Origin of the sequence: Kineococcus sp. DHX-1 (assembly GCF_042473625.1) — a bacterium.
Classification (GTDB): domain Bacteria; phylum Actinomycetota; class Actinomycetes; order Actinomycetales; family Kineococcaceae; genus Kineococcus.
Genome location: NZ_CP170445.1, coordinates 3543209 through 3563464, shown reverse-complemented (window position 1 = coordinate 3563464; position 20256 = coordinate 3543209). Strand labels below are relative to the sequence as shown.

General features: G+C 75.4%; 20 protein-coding genes. 8 read left to right on the top strand and 12 right to left on the bottom strand.

Annotated elements, in window-relative coordinates; translation table 11 throughout:
- Together ACFEMC_RS17010 and ACFEMC_RS17005 are read right to left on the bottom strand one after the other, a co-directional pair.
- On the bottom strand, nt 1–1422 hold the full coding sequence (locus ACFEMC_RS17010) for an MFS transporter (RefSeq protein ID WP_380170740.1): 1422 nt from the start codon (nt 1420–1422) through the stop codon (nt 1–3).
- Between the two features lie 33 nt (nt 1423–1455).
- The gene (locus ACFEMC_RS17005; RefSeq protein ID WP_380170739.1) at nt 1456–2370 is read right to left on the bottom strand and encodes a LysR family transcriptional regulator; all 915 of its coding nucleotides are present in this window, start codon (nt 2368–2370) and stop codon (nt 1456–1458) included.
- Nucleotides 2371–2441: 71 nt separating this feature from the next.
- Between ACFEMC_RS17005 and ACFEMC_RS17000 the strand changes: the two genes are divergently transcribed.
- Both ACFEMC_RS17000 and ACFEMC_RS16995 read left to right on the top strand, forming a co-directional pair.
- Nucleotides 2442–3380 (top strand): DMT family transporter, encoded by a 939-nt coding sequence (locus ACFEMC_RS17000; RefSeq protein ID WP_380170738.1) that lies wholly within the window; start codon nt 2442–2444, stop codon nt 3378–3380.
- Complete coding sequence (locus ACFEMC_RS16995) at nt 3368–4486, top strand: adenosine deaminase (RefSeq protein WP_380176848.1); 1119 nt, start codon at nt 3368–3370, stop codon at nt 4484–4486. The genes ACFEMC_RS17000 and ACFEMC_RS16995 overlap by 13 nt, the downstream gene beginning before the upstream one ends.
- A gap of 3 nt (nt 4487–4489) precedes the next feature.
- Here the strand turns inward: ACFEMC_RS16995 and ACFEMC_RS16990 are convergent, their stop codons facing one another.
- Nucleotides 4490–5479, bottom strand: a complete 990-nt coding sequence (locus ACFEMC_RS16990) for a helix-turn-helix transcriptional regulator (protein WP_380170737.1) — start codon at nt 5477–5479, stop codon at nt 4490–4492.
- A gap of 61 nt (nt 5480–5540) precedes the next feature.
- On the opposite strand from ACFEMC_RS16990, the gene ACFEMC_RS16985 reads away from it, so the two are divergent.
- Complete coding sequence (locus ACFEMC_RS16985) at nt 5541–6134, top strand: TIGR03086 family metal-binding protein (protein WP_380170736.1); 594 nt, start codon at nt 5541–5543, stop codon at nt 6132–6134.
- Here the strand turns inward: ACFEMC_RS16985 and rsgA are convergent.
- Entirely contained in the window at nt 6125–7294 is a 1170-nt protein-coding gene (gene rsgA, locus ACFEMC_RS16980; RefSeq protein WP_380170735.1) for a ribosome small subunit-dependent GTPase A, read from the bottom strand. The two genes, ACFEMC_RS16985 and rsgA, sit on opposite strands and share 10 nt — an antisense overlap.
- 52 nt (nt 7295–7346) lie before the next feature.
- Complete coding sequence (locus ACFEMC_RS16975; RefSeq protein ID WP_380170734.1) at nt 7347–8264, bottom strand: NADP-dependent oxidoreductase; 918 nt, start codon at nt 8262–8264, stop codon at nt 7347–7349.
- 88 nt (nt 8265–8352) lie between these two features.
- Between ACFEMC_RS16975 and ACFEMC_RS16970 the strand changes: the two genes are divergently transcribed.
- A complete protein-coding gene (locus ACFEMC_RS16970; protein ID WP_380170733.1) occupies nt 8353–8844 on the top strand; it encodes a MarR family winged helix-turn-helix transcriptional regulator in 492 nt (163 codons plus the stop codon).
- 19 nt (nt 8845–8863) lie between these two features.
- On the opposite strand, the gene ACFEMC_RS16965 is transcribed toward ACFEMC_RS16970, so the two are convergent.
- The 3 genes from ACFEMC_RS16965 to ACFEMC_RS16955 form a co-directional block, all read right to left on the bottom strand.
- Nucleotides 8864–9433, bottom strand: a complete 570-nt coding sequence (locus ACFEMC_RS16965) for a CvpA family protein (RefSeq protein ID WP_380170732.1) — start codon at nt 9431–9433, stop codon at nt 8864–8866.
- A gap of 162 nt (nt 9434–9595) precedes the next feature.
- Nucleotides 9596–10231, bottom strand: coding sequence for a hypothetical protein (locus tag ACFEMC_RS16960; RefSeq protein WP_380170731.1), 636 nt, complete (start codon nt 10229–10231; stop codon nt 9596–9598).
- Entirely contained in the window at nt 10224–11633 is a 1410-nt protein-coding gene (locus ACFEMC_RS16955; protein WP_380170730.1) for an aldehyde dehydrogenase family protein, read from the bottom strand. Before ACFEMC_RS16955 ends, ACFEMC_RS16960 begins: the two co-directional genes overlap by 8 nt.
- A gap of 80 nt (nt 11634–11713) precedes the next feature.
- Between ACFEMC_RS16955 and ACFEMC_RS16950 the strand changes: the two genes are divergently transcribed.
- The gene (locus ACFEMC_RS16950; protein WP_380170729.1) at nt 11714–13285 is read left to right on the top strand and encodes a PHP domain-containing protein; all 1572 of its coding nucleotides are present in this window, start codon (nt 11714–11716) and stop codon (nt 13283–13285) included.
- A gap of 3 nt (nt 13286–13288) precedes the next feature.
- Here the strand turns inward: ACFEMC_RS16950 and ACFEMC_RS16945 are convergent, their stop codons facing one another.
- The 3 genes from ACFEMC_RS16945 to ACFEMC_RS16935 are packed head-to-tail and all read right to left on the bottom strand — an operon-like array spanning nt 13289 to nt 15901.
- Complete coding sequence (locus ACFEMC_RS16945) at nt 13289–13513, bottom strand: helix-turn-helix domain-containing protein (protein WP_380170728.1); 225 nt, start codon at nt 13511–13513, stop codon at nt 13289–13291.
- Complete coding sequence (locus ACFEMC_RS16940; RefSeq protein ID WP_380170727.1) at nt 13510–14175, bottom strand: DUF2975 domain-containing protein; 666 nt, start codon at nt 14173–14175, stop codon at nt 13510–13512. The genes ACFEMC_RS16945 and ACFEMC_RS16940 overlap by 4 nt, the downstream gene beginning before the upstream one ends.
- Nucleotides 14176–14224: 49 nt before the next feature.
- A complete protein-coding gene (locus ACFEMC_RS16935) occupies nt 14225–15901 on the bottom strand; it encodes a phospho-sugar mutase (RefSeq protein ID WP_380176846.1) in 1677 nt (558 codons plus the stop codon).
- Between the two features lie 31 nt (nt 15902–15932).
- Between ACFEMC_RS16935 and ACFEMC_RS16930 the strand changes: the two genes are divergently transcribed.
- Nucleotides 15933–16931 (top strand): CobW family GTP-binding protein, encoded by a 999-nt coding sequence (locus ACFEMC_RS16930; RefSeq protein ID WP_380170726.1) that lies wholly within the window; start codon nt 15933–15935, stop codon nt 16929–16931.
- A 3-nt stretch (nt 16932–16934) separates the two neighbouring features.
- Here the strand turns inward: ACFEMC_RS16930 and ACFEMC_RS16925 are convergent, their stop codons facing one another.
- The gene (locus ACFEMC_RS16925; protein WP_380170725.1) at nt 16935–18134 is read right to left on the bottom strand and encodes a hypothetical protein; all 1200 of its coding nucleotides are present in this window, start codon (nt 18132–18134) and stop codon (nt 16935–16937) included.
- Between the two features lie 343 nt (nt 18135–18477).
- On the opposite strand from ACFEMC_RS16925, the gene ACFEMC_RS16920 reads away from it, so the two are divergent.
- Both ACFEMC_RS16920 and ACFEMC_RS16915 read left to right on the top strand, forming a co-directional pair.
- A complete protein-coding gene (locus ACFEMC_RS16920) occupies nt 18478–19458 on the top strand; it encodes an ATP-binding cassette domain-containing protein (protein WP_380170724.1) in 981 nt (326 codons plus the stop codon).
- Complete coding sequence (locus ACFEMC_RS16915; RefSeq protein ID WP_380170723.1) at nt 19455–20255, top strand: ABC transporter permease; 801 nt, start codon at nt 19455–19457, stop codon at nt 20253–20255. The genes ACFEMC_RS16920 and ACFEMC_RS16915 overlap by 4 nt, the downstream gene beginning before the upstream one ends.
- Nucleotide 20256 lies beyond the last annotated feature (1 nt).

Genomic DNA, 20256 nt, shown 5'->3' with positions numbered 1-20256 from the left:
TCAGTGGGCTGGCTGTGAGACGCGGCGGGCCGCGACGAGCGCCAGGACGGCGAGCGCCGTGCACAGCGGCAGGGTGCCGGCGAAGGAGGCCCAGCCCGAGACGGCGGCGAACGCGGTGAAGGTCAGTCCGGTCAGGGCCATCGCCGTCCCGCCGCCGACCGCGTCGGCGATGGTGAGCGCGGAGGACCCCGAACCCTCCTGACCGGGCGTCGACTGCTCCAGGACCAGGACCGTCGTGCGGGGGAACCCCAGCCCCATGCCGGCGCCGGCGGCGAACCAGCCCAGAGCGCAGCCGACCGCGGCCGCGACGGACCCCGGGTCCACCAGCGCGACGGCGGCCTGGGCGGCCACGCCGACGAGCAGCAGCACCGTGCCGATCCGCACGGCCCGCACGTGCGGCAGGCGCGGGCCCAGCCGTCCCTGGACCGCCGAGGCCGACGCCCACGCGACCGCCGCCGCCGTCAGCACGACCCCGGCCAGGCGCAGCGAGACGTCGAACCGCTCGAAGAGCATCCGCGGCAGGTACACCTCGGTGCTGAAGAACGTGGCGGCCAGCAGACCGCGCAGCAGGACGACCGAGGGCAGACCGGGCCGGCCGGTCAGCGTGCCGGCCGGTAGCAGTGGCCGGACCGCCACGACGAGCACGGCCAGGGCGAGGCCAGCCGCGAGCCACCGCCAGAGCGGGCCGCCGCCCAGGCTGCCGGCCGAGCTGACGGCGACGACCGCCAGCGACGTCCCCGCCGCGGCGAGGAACCGTCCGCGCGGGAACGCGTCCGACGACGTGACGGGAGCCCGGACGCGCAGGAGCGTGGGCAGCACCGCACCCGCCGCGACGAGGACGAGCACCAGGACCCCGGAGAACACCCAGTGCCAGCTCCACGTCGTGGCGACGAACGCGGCGGCGGCGGGCCCGACGATCGAGGGCAGGACCCAGGCGGCGGCGAACGCGCCGAACACGGCCGGCCGCAGCGCCGGGGGGAAGGCCAGGGCGACGAGGACGTACAGCGTGACGCTGATCCCGCCGGACCCCAGGCCCTGCAGGAACCGGCCGGCGACGAAGACGGGCATCGACGGCGCGAGCGCCGCCACGAGCAGCCCGGCGCAGAACACGACGACCGCGGTGAGCAGCGGCCGGGCAGGACCGCGGCGGTCCGACCAGCTGCCCGCGGCGACCATGCCCACCACGCTGGCCGCCAGCGTCGCGGCGAAGGCCGTCGCGTAGGCGCTGCGACCCCCGAGGTCGGCCACCACGAGCGGCATCACCGTCGTGACGGCGAGGCTCTCGAAGGCGGAGAGGAAGACCAGGGCCGTCGTCCCGAGGGTCATCACGAGGTAGCGGCGGGAGAAGATCCCGCCCGCGGGGGGCTCGGCGTCGGTCGGGGTGGGGCGGGCGTCGCTGCCCTGGTCGGTGCTCTGGGTCACGACCTCACGCTAGGACCTGCAGCGCGCTGCAGCTCAACCCGTTCCTCCCGCCTCCGGCGGTGCGGGGGAGCCGGCGACGTCGCGCAGGGCGTCCAGGACGGTGCGCACCCCGCGCCGGGACAGCGCCTCGGGGCGCAGCAGCGCGTCGACCCGGCGGTTCACGCTGACGTCGGCCAGCGGGCGCAGCACGACCCCCGGCCCGGGGCGGCTCGTGCGGGCCGGCATGAGGGCGACCGCGTCACCGGCGGCGACGACGGACGCCGCGACGAAGAACTCGTTGATGCGGTGCACCACGTCCAGGGGCCGGCGCGCGGCGACCGCGACCACGTCGAGGACCCCGGCCAGCGGGAACCCCTCGTGCACCGAGATCCAGCGCTCGGCGGCGACGTCGGCGACCCGCAGCTCCTCGCGCCCGGCCAGCGGGTGGTCGGCCGCCAGCGCCACGTGCAGGGGTTCGAGCAGCAGCGGCACCACCCGCACCCGCCGCGCCGGCCAGGCGGGGGAGGCCTCGGGCCGGTGGGCGACGACGACGTCGTGGTCGGCGACGAGGGCGGGGAAGGCGTCCTGCGCGACGTCCTCGTCCGTGCAGCGCAGCGGCGGAGTGCCGTCGAGGGCGGTCAGCAGGGGCCCGAACCAGGCCAGCGCCGCGGAGTGGAAGGCGGCGACGGAGACGGGGGTGTGCGCGGAGTCGAGGTGGTCACCCACCGCGCGGCGGGCGGCGTCCAGCGCGGCCGCGACGTCCACGGCGGCGCTGGCCAGCGCCTCGCCGGCCGGGGTGAGGACCAGCCGTCGGCCGCGCCGTTCGGTCAGCGGGGCAGGGCAGGAGCGTTGCAGCGCAGCCAGTTGCTGGGACACGGCCGACGGGGTGACGTGCAGCGCCCGGGCAGCGGCGACCAGGCTGCCGCGTTCGGCGAGCTCGCGCAGCACGCTCAGCTGCCGTTCGTCCATGAAGCGATGCTAATCCTCGCGTTCAGCAGATCGAGCTGGACTGAACAGTCGGGACCGCCGACGCTGGTGGGGTGCGTGATCGACGGGTGGACGCCCTGCTGCTGGGCGTGGCCGTGGTGTGGGGCAGCAGCTACCTCGCGGCCAAGGTGCTGCTGGACAGCAGCGCGGGAACGGGTGCGGTCCTGCCGGTCCTGACGCTGCGCTACGTCGGGGCGGCGCTCGCGCTCGCGGTCGTCGTGGTCCTCACCCGGGCGCGGGTCGGACGGCACGAGCTGGGCTGGGGCCTGGTCCTGGGCACCTCGCAGGTCGCCGTGCTGCTGCTGGAGACCTACGGCGTCGCGGGGACGACGGCGACGAGTGCGGGCCTGCTCATCTCCACGACCATCCTGCTGACCCCGGCCGTCGAGGGGCTGTGGACCCGGTCGTGGCTCCCGCCGTCGTTCTTCGCCGCGGCCCTCGTCGCGGTCGTGGGCGTCGCGCTGCTCGTCGGCGGGGGCGGGTGGCGCACTCCCACGGCCGGTGACCTCCTGGTGCTGGCCGCGGCCGTCGTGCGGGCCTGCCACGTCACGGCGATCGGCCGGGTCACCCGGCGCGTGCCGCTGGACCTGCGGGGGCTGACCTTCGTCCAGACCGTCGTCGGCGCGGTCGTGGGCCTGGTGCTGGCCCCGGGGGCGACGGTGGGTTTCGCGACGTCGGCGAGCGCGGCGCAGTGGGCGGGACTGGCGTACCTCGCCCTGGGGTGCAGCGTCTTCGCCTTCCTCGCGCAGTCCTGGGCGGTGCGCCGGACCTCGGCCGCGCGGGCCAGCCTGCTGCTGGGCACCGAACCCCTCTGGGCGGTGCTGTTCGGGGTGGCCCTCGCCGGCGACGCGCTCGGGCTGACGGGCGTGCTCGGAGCCGTCCTGCTGCTCGGTGCGACGGCAGCCGGTCAGCGCATCGAGCTGCGCTCGGCCGCCCGGGGCCCGGGAGTGCGCGGGTGCCCCTCCGGCGAACTGGCAGGATCGAAGCCGTGAGCGAGACGACCTCCACCACCCCGCAGACCACCCTGGAGCGCGTGCGCGCCCTCCCCAAGGTGTCCCTCCACGACCACCTCGACGGCGGTCTGCGCCCGGCGACGATCGTCGAGATCGCGTCGGCCAACGGGCACCGGCTGCCCACGACCGACCCCGAGGAGCTGCGCGCGTGGTTCCGCGACGCGGCCGACTCCGGCACGCTCGTGCGCTACCTCGAGACGTTCGACCACACCATCGCCGTGATGCAGGACGCCGAGTCCCTGGCCCGCGTGGCCGAGGAGGCCGTCCTCGACCTCGCCGCGGACGGCGTCGTCTACGGGGAGCTGCGGTACGCCCCCGAACAGCACCTGCAGCAGGGACTGACCCTCGACCAGGTCGTCGAGGCCGTCGAGGTGGGCATGCGCCGCGGCGAGCAGCGGGCCGCGGCGGCCGGGACGCCCGTCCGCGTCGGCACGCTCGTCACCGCGATGCGGCACGCCGACCGCGGCCTGGAGATCGCCGAGCTCGCGCTGCGCCACCGCGACGGCGGCGTCGTCGGGTTCGACATCGCCGGCGCCGAGATCGGGTTCCCGCCCTCGAACCACCTCGCGGCCTTCGACCGCCTGCACGCCGAGAACTTCCCCGTGACGATCCACGCCGGGGAGGCGTTCGGGCTGCCGAGCATCGCCGACGCCCTGCACCCCTGCGGCGCCGAGCGGATCGGGCACGGCGTCCGCATCGTCGAGGACGTCACCGTCGGGGAGGGCCGCGACGCGCACGGGCTGCCGAACGCCGCGCTCGGCCGCCTCGCGACCTGGGTCCGCGACCGCGGGATCGTCCTGGAGCTGTGCCCGTCGAGCAACGTCCAGACGGGGGCGGCCACCAGCGTGGCCGAGCACCCCATCACGCTGCTCAAGGACCTCGGCTTCTCCATCAGCGTCAACACCGACAACCGGCTCATGTCCGGCACGTCGCTGTCGCGCGAGTTCGCCCTGCTCGTCGACGAGGCCGGCTGGGACCTCGCCGACGTCGAGCGGGCCACGATCACGGCGCTGTCCGGGTCCTTCCTTCCCTTCCCCGACCGCGTGGCGCTCGCGAGCGACGTCATCCGGCCCGCCTTCGCCTGAGGATCACCCCGGCTCGTAGGTCGCGAGGACGTCCCGGGCCGTCGCCACGAGGTCGGCGACGAGCTCGGGGGGTTCGAGCACGACGACGAGCCGGCCGAGGCCCAGCAGGACGGCCCGGGCGGCCGGCAACGCGCGGAACGTGGCGGTCACCTCCACGGTCCGCTCGTCGCCGTCCCCGTCCGAGGGCAGCTCCTGCACGACGGGTGCGGACAGGAGCTGGGCGTCGGCGATGCGCAGGAGCATCCCGGCGTCGGCGGCCGCCACCCGCAGCCGGACGTCCACCCCACCCTTCGACGGACGTTCCACCTGCTCGCGCAGTCGTTCCCACACCGCGGGCAGGGCCGGCAGGTCGGCCGGGACGGGGTCGTCGAGCACGTCGACCCCCGCGACCCGGTCCACGCGGAACAGCCGCTCCCAGTCCCGCCCCGCCTCCGTCGGCGCCGCGACGAGGTACCAGGTGCCGCCCTTGGCGACGAGGCCGAGCGGGTCCAGCGTGCGCGTCGAGACGCGCGTCGCGCCGGCCGAGCGGTAGCGCAGCCGGATGCGGCGGGCCGAGAAGACCGCCTCCTGCAGCGGCGCGAGGTGCTCCGGCCGGTCCTCGCGGGAGCGCCACCCGGCCGGTTCGACGAGGATCCGCTCGGCCGCCCGGGCGAAGGGGGCGCGCTGGGTCGCCGGCGTCGCGGCGAGCAGCTTGCGGACGGCCGACTCCCACGCGGGCCGCTGCGGGTCGCCCGTGCCGGAGGAGCCGGAGAAGAGGGCGCGCGCCTCGGCCGTGGTGAAGCCCGTGACGTCGGTGCGCCAGTTCTCGACCAGCGAGATCCCTCCGCCGCGGCCGCGTTCGGTCCACACCGGCACCCCGGCCGCGGACAGCGCCTCGACGTCGCGCAGGACGGTGCGCGTGGAGACCTCCAGGCGCCGGGCGAGGTCGGGTGCCGTGCAGCGACCGTGCGTCTGCAGCAGGAAGAGCAGGGACAGGAGGCGGTCGGCGCGCACTCGCCGAGGATGTCAGTCGAAGGTGACAGGAGGTGTCGTGTTCAGGGGAGAAGCTGCCGTCATGACCACTGCAGAGGACCCCCGTCAGACCATGATCCGCGCGGCCGAGCTCGCCGGTCGCGTGCTCGAGACCGTCCCCACCACGGCGCACCAGGACCCGACCCCGTGCACGGAGTGGACGGTCGGCGACCTGATCGGCCACCTCGTCGCCGTCACGCGCCGCGTCGCGCACATCGCCCGCGGCGGGTACCCGTTCGAGCTGCCGACGCTCCTGGACGCCGAACCTGACGGGGGTTTCACCGCGGCCTACCTCTCCGGCGTCGACGGTGTCCGCGCCGCGTGGGCCGACGACGCCGTGCTGACGGCGACGGTGCACCACCCGGCCGGCGACATGCCCGGTGCGGCCGGCGCGACGGTCTACTCCCAGGAGTTCGCCACCCACGCCGTGGACCTCGCCGTGGCGACCGGGCGGGAGGACCTGCTCGACGAGGAGTTCCTCGCCGTCGTCCTCGAGACCGCGCGCCGCGTGGTGCCGGCGGACCGCGACGGTTTCCCCTTCGGCCCGCCGGTCGAGGTTCCGGACGACGCACCCGCGCACGTACGGCTGTCCGGGTGGCTCGGCCGGGAACCCCGCGTGGCCTCCCGTCAGGTGTAGCGGTCGCGGTTCGCCTTCGCGATCTTCTTCCACTCCCGGCGCCGGTCCGCGGCCAGGCGCGCGTCGGTCCGGCTGGCGAACCACGCCTGCTCCCGCTCCAGCTTGCGCAGGTTCTCCAGGCGGTGCCGGTCGAACACGCCGGCGTCGATCGCGGCGAGGACCGCGCACCCGGGTTCGGAGGTGTGCGAGCAGTCGGAGAACCGGCAGTCCACCGCGATCTCCTCGACGTCGGCGAACGTCCGGTCGAGGGCGTCGCCGAGGTCGGACACCCCGAGGCTGCGCAGGCCCGGGGTGTCGACGAGGACGAGGGGTTCGCCTCCACCGGGGACGGGTCGCAGTTCCCGCGTCACCGTCGTGTGCCGGCCCTTGCCGTCCCCGGACCGCACCGCGCCGACCGCGAAGCGGTCCTCACCGAGCAGGAGGTTGGCCAGCGTGGACTTCCCCGCACCCGAGGAACCCAGGAGGACCACGGTGCCCCGCAGGTGGTTCCGCAACTGCGCGACGGTGGCCGCGTCGTCCTGGCGGACCGGGACGACCTCCACCCCGACGGCGTCGGCCCGGACCCGCGCGACCACCCGTTCGAGGTCGTCGGCGGGAACGAGGTCGCACTTGGTGAGCGCCACGACGGGGTGCGCGCCGGAGTTCCAGGCCAGGGCGAGGAACCGTTCGACGCGGCCGTTCGTCGTCCGCGACTCCGCGCCGATCGCGACGACCACCGTGTCGACGTTCGCCGCCAGCACGTGCTCGGCCGAACGCCCCGTCACCGAGGCTCGCGCGAGGACCGTGCGGCGGGGCAGGACGCCGACGGGCCGGGCCCCGTCGGGTTCGTCGAGCGACAGACCGACCCAGTCGCCCGTGGTGGGTTCGGGAACCAGCGTCCCTGCGGGGACCTCGACCCGCTGCGGCCCGAGCGGGGTCTGCACGTCGCAGGCCCCGCGGTGCACCCGCACGACGCGGGCCGGCAGCAGGTGGGGTTCGGTGTCCGCGCCGCTGTTCGCGGCGGGGTGCGCGGCGCCCGGGGTGCCCGCGGGGGAGAACGCCCGGGAACTCGCGCTGGGGCTGGTGCGGAACCCGGCGTGGAACACCGTCCACCGGCGGTTCCAGTCCTCGTCCCAGCCGAGCCGGGTCAGCGGGTCGGAGGGGTTCGCCTCGATCGTCACGCCGTCGAGGCTAGGTTCGGCCGGGAACTCCCGGCGAGGGGTTTTCCGACCCTCAGAGGGTGACGACGACACGACCGCGGAACCTGCCGGCCTCCCCGTCCGCGTGGACCGCGGCGAGGTCGGCCAGGGGGCGGCGCTGCGAGACGTCGAGGACGAGTTCCCCGGCGTCGACCAGGCGGACCAGCTCCGCCAGCTGCGCGGTGTCGTTGCGGACGTACAGGACCGTCCAGTGCACGTCGCGCGCCTCGTCGTCGATCAGCGGCAGCGGCGGAGCGCTCACGGCGCGCCCGCCGGGGCGTACGAGGTCGGTGAGGCGGCTCAGCTGCGCCGGGTCCCCGGAGACGTTGTTGAAGAGCAGGTCGACGGGTCCGTCGAGGGCGTCGGTCAGGGACGTGCTGGTGTAGTCGACGACCTCGTCCGCGCCGCGGGCCAGGACGGCGTCCCGGCTGCGGGGACCGGCCGTGGCGATCACGTGGGCACCGGCGCGCTTGGCCAGCTGCACGGCGAAGCCGCCGACACCGCCGCCCGCGCCGTTGACCAGGACGCGTTCCCCGGCCTGCAGGCGGCCGTGGTCGAACAGGCCCTGGAACGCGGTGAGGCCGGCGACCGGCAGGACGGCCGCGTCGGCCAGCGGGACCGACCGGGGGGCGGGGACGAGGAGGTCCCGGGGGACGGCGGCGAACTCCGCCGCGCCGCCGCCGACCGGGACGCCGAGGAAGGCCACGACGTGCTCGTCCGTCTCCGCGCCGTCCACCACCACGGTCCCCGCCACCTCCAGCCCGGGGGTGTACGGCAGCTGCACGGGGATGAGCTCGGTCATGACGCCGGAGCGGATGGCGGCGTCGACGGCGTTGAAGGTGGTGCCGGCGACCCGGACGAGCACCTCGCCGGGGGCGGGGACGGGCTGGTGGACCTCGGCGACCTGCAGGACGTCGGGGGTTCCGAAGCGGGTGACCTGGACTGCGCGCACGGTGGGCTTCCTCTCGTCAGGTGCTCCGAATTCGAAGCACATGACGAGACTGCGACTGCTTCGAATTCGACGCAAGTAGTCTGGATGAGTGGACCGCAACGGACTCAGCGACCAGCAGCTCGCGGCGTACCTCGCCCTCACCGAGGTGGGGAACCTGCTGCAGCAGGCGGTCGCGGACCAGCTGCGCGCCGACGGCGACCTGAGCCCGGTGCAGTTCCAGGTGCTCGCGCTGCTCGCCGCCCCCGGGGCGCCGCAGTACCGCATGACGGACCTGGCCGACCGCATCGTCTACAGCCGCAGCGGCTTCACCTACCAGGCGGGACAGCTGGAGAGGCGGGGCCTCATCGCCCGTGAGCCGTCACCGGAGGACGAGCGGAGCACCGTCGTCCGGCTCACGGACAGCGGTCGGGCGGTGCTCGCCGACGTCATGCCCGGGCACGTCGACGTCGTGCGCAGCCTGCTCGTCGAGGCGGTCCCCGACGGCGACGTCGCGGCGCTCAGTGCGGTCCTCGTCCCGATCCGGGACCGGCTGCGCAGCGCTCCGCCCCGCTCGGCGCGTCCGCGGCGCCGGCGGGGCTGAGGTCCGCGCGTCGGTCGGGTCAGCGGCCGGGGGCGGCGTCGACCAGGCGCCCGACTTCGTGCCCGGCGGCGGGGGCGGCGCCGTCGAACGCGCTGGTCACCACCTGGCGGGCGCGGTCCAGACCGGCTCCGCCGAACCCGCCGGGGCCACCCGGTCCGCCGACGGGGTTGCCGGGCAGCAGGGGCAGGACGAAGGCGAGGACCAGGACGGCGAGTCCGCCGCGCAGGACAGCGCCGGCGGCACGGTCGACGACGCGCAGGTGGACGGCGTTCAGCGCCCGGGACAGGGCGGTGCCGAGCGCGCCGCCGAGGCCGGCGCCGACGACGGCGAGGACGACGACCGTGCCGGCGACGAGGGCGAGCTCGTTCCAGCCCGTCTGCGGCCACCGGGCGTCGATCCGGTCGGCGACGGTGAACCCGGCGAAGGCCCCGGCGCCGAGGCCGAGGAGCGCCAGCACGAGGCGCGAGGCCCCGTTGCGCCAGCCGGAGCGAGCGGCCAGGACCACGACGAGGACCGCCAGGGCCAGCACGAGGAGGCCGGCGGGGCGCACGTCGCCAAGGAGGTGCGGGGGGAGGAAGGGGATGTCCACGGCAGGACCGTAGGCACGCCGACGTCCCGCAGAACAGCTGTGCGGCAGGAACTTCAGGGTCGGTTCAGGGTTTCCCCCGAGGGCCCGGCCGCCCGCTCACCGGACGTGCACGGGACGTCCACGGCTCCCGCCCGCGCCCTCCGCGTTCCCCTGGTGAGGACGTCAGGCGGTCCGGACGGCGCCGGTGAACAGCGGCCCGACCAGCGCCAGGTCGTCGAGGTCGGCGAGGTGCGCGGCGGGCAGCGGCGGCAGGACGCGGGTCCCGGCCTCCGCGCAGGCCAGGCGCAGCTCGGCGTCCCAGTCGCCGGGGGCCGCCCGCGCGTCGAGCAGCGTCACGGTCGTGGCGAGCTTGCGCACGGTGTCGGCGTCGCGGGCCACCACCGTGACGGCCTCGGCGGGGAACTCGGCGGCCACCACGTCGACGAGCGCGCCCACCGCGGCGGACTCGTGGGCGACGACGCAGCGGGCGCCCGCGGCGAGTGCGGAGCACAGGACGCGGGCCGCGCCGAGGAACTCCTCGGGGGCCAGCACGCCCAGCGGGGGCGGCCGCCGGCCGCCGGCGGCGACGGGCAGCACGAGGTCGAGCTTGTCGGCCCAGCCGGCCCACCGCACGATCGTGTCGATGCAGCCGTCGACCTGCGCCACGGCCTCGGAGATCCGGCAGCGGTGCGCGCGGCGGACCTGCTCGACGAACTGCTGGCGCCCCGACTCCACCTCGGCGGCGGCGGCCAGCAGCGCCCGCCCGCGCCGAGCGGCGCTCTGGGCGGGGGAGCGGGGCCGGACGGGGCGTTCACCCACGGCACGCCCGGAGCAGGTCGAGGGCGTCCCGGCGCGCGTCCGGCGGGGCGGGCACCTCGGTGCCGAGCTCGCCTCCCCAGACGGTCACCGAGCCGGCGCCCGCGAGGTGGGTCAGGGCGTCGTCGGCGCAGCGGACCGACCGGACCCCCAGGACGGGGCCCGGCGGCGGCCACGCGCTGTGCCGGCCGACGGTCGCGATGCCCGGGGGTGCCCACCAGCCGCCCGGGGGCAGTCCGGCGGGCAGACCCGCCGTCGCGTCGAGCACCTCGCGCGCGGCCCGCGCCAGGTGCGGGGTGGGCACCGGGCCCACGGCCGTCGCGCGGTCCAGCGGGTGGCCGGTGTGCAGGCGCGAGACCACGGGAGCGACCCGCGCCACGAGCGCGTCGACGACGGAGCGGTGCGCGAGCACGCGGGACCCGCCGGGACGCTCGTGGGCGCCGCCGATCGCGGCCTCCACGAGGGCGACGGAGACGGCCTCGAGGTCGGCGCCCGCGAGGACGACGTCGACGTGCGGGGCGTCGGGGCGCTGCAGCAGCGGCGTCCCGCGTCCGGCGAGCGCGACGCCGACCGAGCGCAGGTCCTCGGCGGAGCCGTCGGCGCGGACCGCGACGAGGTCGGGGTGGGCCCACAGGACCGCGTCGGTGGCGGCGTCGGCGCCCGGGGCCGACCTGACGAGCCCGGACGGCAACCCGGCCTCCTCCAGGAGCCGGACGAACTGCCGCGCGGTCGCGGCGGCCGCCGGCCGGGCCCGCAGCACGACACCGCACCCGGTGGCGAGGGCGGCGACGACGGCGCTCAGCGCGTCGGCCGTGCTCGTGCGCCAGGTCGTCAGGAGGACGACGACCCCGCCGCCCGGCCGGTGCGCGGCGCCGACGCTCTCGAGCTTGTCGGCCCAGCCGGCGGCGGAGAACGCGGCGGCGTGCGCGGCCGGGGCGTCGAGGGTGAAACCGGCGGCCAGGGGACGGCCGGTCGTCAGGGCCGCGGTGACGGCGAGGGCTCGGACGTGGCCGGCCAGGACGTCGGAGACCGCGAAGAGGAAGCGCGCCCGGTCCTGGGCCGAGAGCCAGGCCCAGTCGGTGCGGCTGGTGGCCGCGACCGCCGTGGCGATGTCGCGGGCGAGGTCGGGCCCGGTGTCCTCCACCCGCAGGAGGCGTTCGCCCGTCGTGGGAGCCAGGACGTCGAGCAGGTCGCCGGTCGTGCTCCCCTGGGCTCCGGTCGTCCCGGGCCCGTCCGCGAGGACGAGGCCGGGAACCTCGTCGGGCAGCGTCGCCGTGCCCGGGGCGGGGGGCGGTGACGCCGCGAGGGAGTCGGCGGCGGCGGGCAGGTCCCGGGTGGTGACGCGCAGCGGGGACTCCCGCGGGGCGGTCAGTCCCACGACGACATCCGGTAGCGAAGCGCTCACGAAGCGTGAGTCTACTGAGGTTCCTGTGTTCTGAGAGGGCCGTTCGGGGGATGCGTCCGGCGCACTGAGAGGGTGGGGGCGTGGCCGCCCACCCGCACGAGCACCCGCACTCCCATCCCCACTCCCACGCGCACCCCCTGCCCGCGGACCCGGTGACCACGGCGGGGGACGACCGCGAGTACGCCTGGTACGCGGGCGACCACCACATCCACACGACGTTCTCCCGCGACGCCATGTACTCCGTCGACGACCAGGTGCGCCGCGGCCACGAGTGCGGGCTGGACTGGATGGTCATCACCGACCACGGGGGCCCCGACCACGCCAAGCAGTCCGTCGCCCTGCAGACCCCGCTCATCGCCGACGCCCGCCGCCGGCACGACGTCCTGGTCTTCCAGGGCATGGAGTGGAACATCCCGGGCGCCGAGCACGCGACGTTCATCGCCCCCGAGCACGAGGGCACCCCCGACCTGCTGCAGCGCTTCGAGCGGATGTTCGACGGCGACGTCCTCGCGGCCCGGCAGAACCCCGGCGGACCGGAGCTGATCCGGGACTCCGTCGAGGGCGGGTCGGTGGCCGAGCAGCTCGGCCTCGACGCCCTCGCGTGGCTCGTGGAGGAACTGCGCACCGGGGCGGTGGGGGAGGCGCTCGTCCTGTCCAACCACCCCATGCGCACCGGCCGCGTCTCGCCGTCGAAGGTGCGCGGCTGGCGCGACGCCGCCCCCGGGGTGTTCGTCGGCTGGGAGGGCGCTCCCGGGCACCAGGCCGCCGCCCTCCCGGCGCCGCTCGGGCGCGGTCGCGGCCGGGGTCAGTACGACGAGAGCCCCGGCCGCTGGTCGTTCCCCGGGTACGACCTCGACCAGTACCGGACGTGGGGCGGCTTCGACGCCGCGACGGCGCGGATGGGCGGGCTGTGGGACTCCCTGCTCGCCGAGGGCCTGCCGTGGTGGATCACGGCGAACTCGGACAACCACTTCGACATCGGCGACACCGTCCGCGTGGGGAACCTCTCGCACGAGCACTACCGCCGCCACGGTTCGCGCGGCGAACCCGTCGAGACGGGCGTCGTGCAGCACGGGTACGTCGACTTCGCGCCCGGCTTCTACTCCCGCACCTGCGTCGGGTCCACCACCCGCGACTACCGCTCGGTCATGGCGGCCCTGCGGTCCGGGCGCGTCTTCGTCGTCCACGGCGGGCTCGTGCGCGCCGTGGAGGGTCGGGTCCGCACCGGTCCCGGTCCCGGGGTGACGTTCGGCGCGCGCACGAGCGTCGTCCGCGGCGGCGACGTGGAGGTCGAACTGCGCGTCGACCCCGCTACGGAGGCCAACGGCGGCGGTGAGGTGCCGCGGTCGGCGCGCTGGGACGTCATCGTCGGCACGGTCACCGGCCGGGTCGCCGACGTCGACCGCGACCTGTTCGAGGCGCCCGGCACCCGGGTCGTCGAAAGCTTCGAGGTGCCCGCGCACGCCACCGGCCCCCAGGTGTTCCGGACCGTGCTGCGCGGGGTTGCCGACCCGATCTACGTCCGCTTCCGCGGCAGCGACGGCCGGCACGCCGACGCCGACGGGCACCCCCGCGTCGACCGCATCGGCGACTCCGACCCGTGGGACGACCTGTGGTGCTACACGAACCCGGTGTTCGTCGACGTGGTCTGAGGGTCAGCGCGGCGCGACGCTGAACACGTCGCCCGGTTGGCACTGCAGCACGTCGCAGATGGCCGTGAGGGTCGAGAAGCGGACCGCCCGGGCCCGGTCGTTCTTCAGCACCGACAGGTTCACGACCGTCACCCCGACGCGGGCGGCGAGCTCGGCCAGCGTCATCCCCCGGTCGGCCAGCAGTCGGTCGAGGTGGCAGACGACGCGGTGCGGGGACTCGTCGGTCACACGAGCCCTTCGCTGTCGGCCTGCAGCCGCCGGCCCACGTCCAGCGCGCCGGCGAGCAGGAAGAGCAGGAGGACGAAGACGAGCGAGGTGTGCACGGGGGAGCCCCAGACGGCGGACCAACCGGAACCCCCGAGTCGGTGCAGCGCGAACGCCACCGTCAGCGGCGTCAGCAGGGGGACGACGTGGGTGGCGACGAACGCGGCTGCCGCGATGCCCCGGAGGCGGCCGGCGTTCCCCGGGGCGAACGGGTCGCCCTCGGCGAACCGTCGTAGCAGGGGCGCCAGCCAGAAGAGCGCGAGTCCGACGGCGGCGTAGCCGAGCCAGTGCGGGGCGCCGGCCACGGCGCGCTCCAGGCCGGTGCCGTGGAACGTCAAGGAGAGGTCGGAGACCGAGCCGGTGTCCGACATCCGCGCGGTGGCCCCGCCAGGCGCTGCCGGGTCGATGAGGAGCCCGTCCGAGTCGAAGGACCCCCACGCGCCGGTCGTGGAGACCGGCAGCGTCAAGGTCGGTCCCGGTCGGTCCAGTGCGGCGAAGAACGCAACCACGAGGAAGAGGATGCCGAACCGCCGCGAGAAGAAAGCGCAGAGCCCGATGACGTGCGGCCGGGTGTGCACCCCGAACCGCTGCGCGATCCGCGGGACCATCGACAGTCGATACGCCATGACGTGAGCGTGACACATCGACAGTCGATGTGTCGCGCGTTCCGAGGGATCAAGCCGTGACGGTCCGCACGTCGGCCAGGACGGCGTCGAGGCGCTCACGGGCGGCCCGCCGCACGCCCGCCAGGTCGGCCCCGTCCGGGACGTCGGCGACGACCTCGCAGTAGCACTTGAGTTTGGGTTCGGTGCCGCTCGGGCGGACGACGACCCGCGTCCCGTCGGCGGTCCGGAACCGCAGACCGTCGGTGGGGGGCAGGCCGTCGAGGCCGTCGGCGAGGTCCTCCACCGACGTCACCGCGGAACCGCCGAGGTGCATCGGGGGTTCGGCGCGCAACCGGGCCATCGTCGCCGGGATGACGGCCAGGTCCTCGACCCGCACGGTCACGGGTGCCGTGAGGTGGACGCCGTCGGCCCGGTCCAGGTCGTCGAGGACGTCCAGGAGCGTCCGGCCCGCCGCGAGCTCGCGGCGCACGACGGTCGCCACGAGCAGCGACGTCGAGATGCCGTCCTTGTCGCGCACGACCTCGGGCGCGACGCAGTAGCCGATGGCCTCCTCGTACCCGAACGTCAGCTCGGGCACCCGTGCGATCCACTTGAACCCCGTCAGGGCCGAGGCGAACCGGGCGCCCGTGCGGGCCGCGGTGCGCTGCAGCGCCTGCGAACTGACGACCGAGCAGGCCAGCACCGCGCCCGGCACCGCGAGTTCGGCACCGAGCAGCCGGCCGAGGTCGTCACCGCTGAGCTGCCGGAAGCCCTCGGGAGTCGGTACGGCGACGCAGCACCGGTCCGCGTCCGGGTCGACGGCCAGGACGACGTCGGCCCCGACCTCCCGCGCGAGGGCCACCGCGCGGTCCAGCGCGCCGGGTTCCTCGGGGTTCGGGAACGGCACGGTCGGGAACGCCGGGTCCGGGTCGGCCTGCTCGGCGACGGAGCGCACGTCGGCGAAACCGCCGCGGCGCAACGCCTCCAGCAGCACCGGCCCGCCGACCCCGTGCATCGCCGTGACGACGATCCGCGGGTCTCGGCCCCGTTCCCCCGCTCCCACGGCGGCGGTGATCGCTGCGAGGTAGTCCTCGACGACGTCGTCGGAGAGCACGGTCCACCCGGACTCGGCACGGGGCAGGTCGCGCAACGGCCCGACGGCGGCGATCCGCTCCGCGATCTCGGCGTCCACCGGGGGCACGATCTGCACGCCGCGGCCCTCGGGGCCGGTCGCCCGGCCGCCGAGGTAGACCTTGTACCCGTTGTCCGCGGCCGGGTTGTGGCTCGCGGTGACCATGACGCCGGCGTCGGCGTCGAGGTGGCGGACCGCGAAGGCGAGCACGGGGGTCGGCAGCGGCCGGGGGAGCAGGAGCACCTCGCAGCCGGCGGCCGTCAGGACGGCGGCGGAGTCGTCGGCGAACTCCCGCGACCCGTTCCGGGCGTCGAGCCCGACGACGACGCGCGGCCGCTCGAACCCCGCGGTGAGCCACGCGCCCAGCCCAGCCGCGGCGCGCTGCACGACGGCGCGGTTCATCCGGTGCTCCCCGGCGCCGACGCGGCCCCGCAGCCCGGCCGTCCCGAACTCCAGCGGGCCGGAGAACCGGTCCTGCAGGTCCGCCGTCGCCGCCGCGGACCCGGACTGCGCCGCGGCCAGCAGGTCCTCGAGCTCGGCCCGGTCGCGCTCGTCGGGGTCGTCGTCGATCCAGGTCCGGACCCGGTCCGTCAGGGGTGCGTTCACGGGCCGCAGCCTACGAGGGGACGGGTGCGACCATGGCGGGGTGAGCACCCCCGTCGTCGTCCTCGCCGGGTTCCTCGGCGCCGGGAAGACGACCGTGCTCAACCACCTGCTGCGCTCGGCGGCCGACGTCCGCCTCGGGGTGGTCGTCAACGACTTCGGCGCCGTCGGCGTCGACGCGCTCCTCGTCTCCGGCTGGGCCGACAGCACGGTCTCGCTGGAGAACGGCTGCCTGTGCTGCTCCACCGAGGACGGGACGGTGGACGAACTGCTCGCCCGGCTCACGGCCCGGCGCGGCCCGGACGCCCTCGACGCGGTGGTGGTGGAGGCCAGCGGGGTCGCCGAACCCGCCGCGATGGTGCGCCAGGTCCTGGCGAGCACCGTGCCGGGCATCCGCTACGGAGGGCTCGTCGTGGTGGTCGACGGCGTCGAGTTCGACGCCGTCCGGCAGCGCCACCCCCAGCTCGACGACCACGTCGCGATGGCGGACGTCGTCATCCTCAGCAAGACCGACCTGCTCGACGACGCCGCGGTGGCCCGGCTGACGGAACGGTGCCGTGAGCTCAACGCGTGGGCGCCCGTGGTGCCCGCGGCGAACGGTTCCCTCGACCCGCGGCTGCTGTTCGAGGCGGGCCCGCCGCGCACGCGGCAGCTCGCCCTGGGCGAGGCGGTGCCGGCGCCGGACGAGCACCTGCACTCCTTCTACGACGCCGTGGAGTTCCGCAGCCCCGAACCCCTGGACCCGCGCCGGTTCACGGAGTTCCTCGACGCGCGGCCCTCGGGGGTGTTCCGCATCAAGGGTCCCGTCCGGTTCGCGGGCGCCGACGAGCGCTACCTGCTGCAGACCGTCGGGGCGGCGGTGCGGTTCACCCGGGGCGCGTGGCCCCGGGGCGCCCCCCGCACGACGGAGCTCGTGCTCATCGGCGCCGGGCTCGACGCGCCGGCGCTGCTCGCGGACCTCCAGCGGTGCGTCCACGCCGGCTCCGAACCGCCCGACGAGTGGGCGCTCATGGGGGTGCTGCGCAGCACCGAGGGGGTCTGAGGGTCAGGTCCCCGTCCGGAACTGCGCCACGTACTCCGCTGCGGCGCGCGGGTTCCGGCCACCGAGCAGGAGCCGGCCGTCGGAGTACGGGTACTCGACCTCGTTGTAGATCTCGTGCACCACGGGCCAGCGGTCCATCCACGCGCGGAACCGGTCGACGAACCGTGGGTCGTCGCCCCCGCCGTTCCACGTGCTCGAGGCGAGCGCCCACTCGTCGACGCCGAGGGGTTTGCCGTGCGCGACCGCGAACTCCGCGACGTCGTCGAGGCCGCCGACGGCGCACTGGTACCAGTCCCAGCGGGCGTCCGTCGCGAGCCCCTGGGGACTCATGTCGTAGACGTCGATCCCGACGACGTCGACGACGTCGTCACCGGGGTAGCAGCGGCGGAAGTCGAACGCGCCGTCGACGGCGACCGTCAACCCCCAGTCGAACCGTGCTGCGGGCGCCTCCCGGCGGACGACCTCCACGACGCGGCGGAACGCCGCCCGGTAGGCGGCCGGGTCGGGGACCGCGGACCACGAGTAGTTCTCCGGGGAGTTCGCCTCCCACCCCAGCCGCAGCGTCGTCGCCCCGAGGCCGCACGCGGCCAGGGACCGCGCCAGCGTCCGGAACGGCGCGTCGTACCGGCCGTCGGCCACCGCGGCGAGCGAGGGGGCGGGGTCCTGCGGCGTCGGGTCCGCCAGCAGCGGGACCGACAGGACGAGCGGGGCGCTCCAGGCGCCGTCGCCGTAGGCGGTCAGCACCGACGTGGGCTTCGCGATCCACTCCCACCGCCGGTGGTCCAGGTACTCCCCGGCGACCTCGACGGGACGGCCCCGGCGACGGCCCCAGGCGGTCAGGTCGGCCGGGGTCTGCGGCCAGCCGAGGTAGGCGCCGGAGCGGCGCGCGGGGTCGTGCGGCGGTGCGGGCAGCGCGGCGGGGACGTCGAACGTGCGGTGCTCCTGGTCGACCCACCGGCCGCCGGCGAGGTGGGAGACCCACGCCGTGTACTGGCCGGGCGCGAGCACGGCCCGCCCCGTCAGCGCCAGCCCGTCCGCGGGTACGGAGCAGGGACCGGTGTGCGCCACGTCGTGGGAGCCGTCGGCGGCGTCCCGGACCGCGATGACCGCCGCGTCGACGGGACCGCCCGAGGCGGGCAGGAGGCCGGACAGGCGAGTGGGGGCACCGGCCCAGCGGGGCGTGTCCACGGCGAGCGTGATCACCGGCGCGCCGGGTCGGCGGGCGCGGACCCCGCGAGGTATCCGGGGCAGGGCCTGTGCCCGCTCGGCCGGGGCGAGCAGACCGGCGACCGCGGCGGCGCCGAGGACCGCCGCGGCGCGACGGGAGGGGCCGGGACGACCGTGCGCAGCTGCCACGTCCTGTGCATCGGCGTCCGCGGGTCGGTTCGTGAGCAGCAGCAGTGGGGGGTCACGCCGGAGGAGCGGTCGGCGCGGGCGATGAGTTCCGGGCGCGGGCGGAGTCGAGGAGGTGGGCCGGGAGCCGGCTGAGGACGAGCTGTGGGAAAGGGCGGGCGGTGTGTCGGAGGTCTTCTCTAGGGTCGGAGCCATGACGGGTGGTCACGCGGTCCAGGCGCGGGGGTTGGTGAAGCGGTACGGCGACGTCACCGCGGTGGCGGGGGTCGACATCGACGTCCCGGAAGGGACGGTGCTGGCCCTGCTCGGGCCGAACGGCGCGGGCAAGACGACGACGGTGCGCATGCTCACGACGCTCCTCGTGCCCGACGAGGGCACGGCGACGGTCGCCGGGGTCGACGTCGTGCAGGACCCGCGGGAGGTGCGCCGGCGCATCGGTCTGTCGGGCCAGTACGCGGCGGTCGACGAGAACCTCACCGGGTTCGAGAACCTCGACATGGTCGGGCGGCTGTACCACCTGGGCCGCAAGCGGTCCCGCGAACGGGCGACGGAGCTGCTCGAGCAGTTCCGGCTCACCGACGCGGCGAACCGCGTCGCCAAGACGTACTCCGGCGGCATGCGCCGCCGCCTCGACCTCGCCGGCGCGCTCGTCGCCTCGCCGCCCGTCCTGTTCCTCGACGAGCCGACGACGGGGTTGGACCCGCGCTCGCGCAACGACATGTGGGAACTGCTGACGACGATGGTCCAGGGCGGCACGACGCTGCTGCTGACGACGCAGTACCTGGAGGAGGCCGAACGCCTCGCCGACGACATCGTCGTCATCGACCACGGCCGGGTCATCGCCCGCGGGACGGCCGACGAGCTCAAGACGCAGGTCGGAGGTCAGCGCATCGAGCTGGTCGTCGCCGCCGACCACGAGGTCCCGACGACGGTCACCGCCCTGCAGCCGCTGGCCGTGGGCGAGGTCCAGGTCGACCAGCGCGCCCGGCGCGTCACCGTGCCGGTCAGCGGCGGCACGCCCGCCCTGGTGGACGGGCTGCGCCGGCTCGAGGAGGCGGGCGTCGTCCCGCTCGACGCCGGTCTGCGCCGGCCCACGATGGACGACGTCTTCCTCACCCTGACGGGCAAACCCGCGGAAGAACTGGTCACCGAGCAGGAAGGGGCGGACGCGTGAGTTCCCTCGGGATGGTCCTGGCCGACGGCTCCGTCGTCGCCAAGCGCAACCTCATCAAGATCAAGCGGATCCCCGACCTGCTGGTCGGGACGCTCATCTCGCCCATCATGTTCATCCTGCTGTTCGGGTACGTCTTCGGCGGCGCCATCGAGGTGCCCGGCCTGAACTACCGCGAGTTCCTCGTGCCGGGGATCTTCGCCCAGACGGTCATCTTCGGGGCGACCATCACGGGCGCCGGCCTGGCCGACGACATGCAGAAGGGCATCATCGAGCGGTTCCGGTCGCTGCCCATGGCGCAGTCGGCGGTGCTGGTGGGCCGCACGAGTTCCGACGTGGTCACCAACGTCATCGTCGTCGTCATCATGTCGCTGACGGGTCTCGTCGTCGGCTGGCGCATCCGGACGTCCGTGCTGGACGCCGTCATCGCCTACGGCCTGCTGCTCCTCTTCGCCTACGCCATCTCGTGGTGCATGGCGCTCCTGGGGCTGCTCATCCGGACGCCGGAGGCGTTCAACAACCTCACGTTCATCACGATCTTCCCGATCACGTTCCTGACGAACGGGTTCGTCCCGATCGAGAGCTACCCGTCGGTCCTGCGGAACATCGCCGAGTGGAACCCCGTCTCCACGCTCGTCCAGGCCGCCCGGGAACGCTTCGGCAACGTCGGTCCCGGGCCGGCGCCGGAGTCGTGGGCGCTGCAGAACGCCGAGCTCTACACGCTGGCGTGGATCGTCGTCATCCTGCTCGTCTTCGTCCCGCTGGCGACCCGCCAGTACCAGCGGGCCGCCTCGCGCTGAC

Excerpts from the sequence above, each read along its gene's own strand:
- ACFEMC_RS17005 (WP_380170739.1), bottom strand. The coding sequence starts at position 2,370 with ATGGACGAACGGCAGCTGAGCGTGCTGCGCGAGCTCGCCGAACGCGGC.
- ACFEMC_RS16985 (WP_380170736.1), top strand. The coding sequence starts at position 5,541 with ATGACCACTGCAGAGGACCCCCGTCAGACCATGATCCGCGCGGCCGAG.
- ACFEMC_RS16940 (WP_380170727.1), bottom strand. The coding sequence starts at position 14,175 with ATGGCGTATCGACTGTCGATGGTCCCGCGGATCGCGCAGCGGTTCGGG.
- ACFEMC_RS16920 (WP_380170724.1), top strand. The coding sequence starts at position 18,478 with ATGACGGGTGGTCACGCGGTCCAGGCGCGGGGGTTGGTGAAGCGGTAC.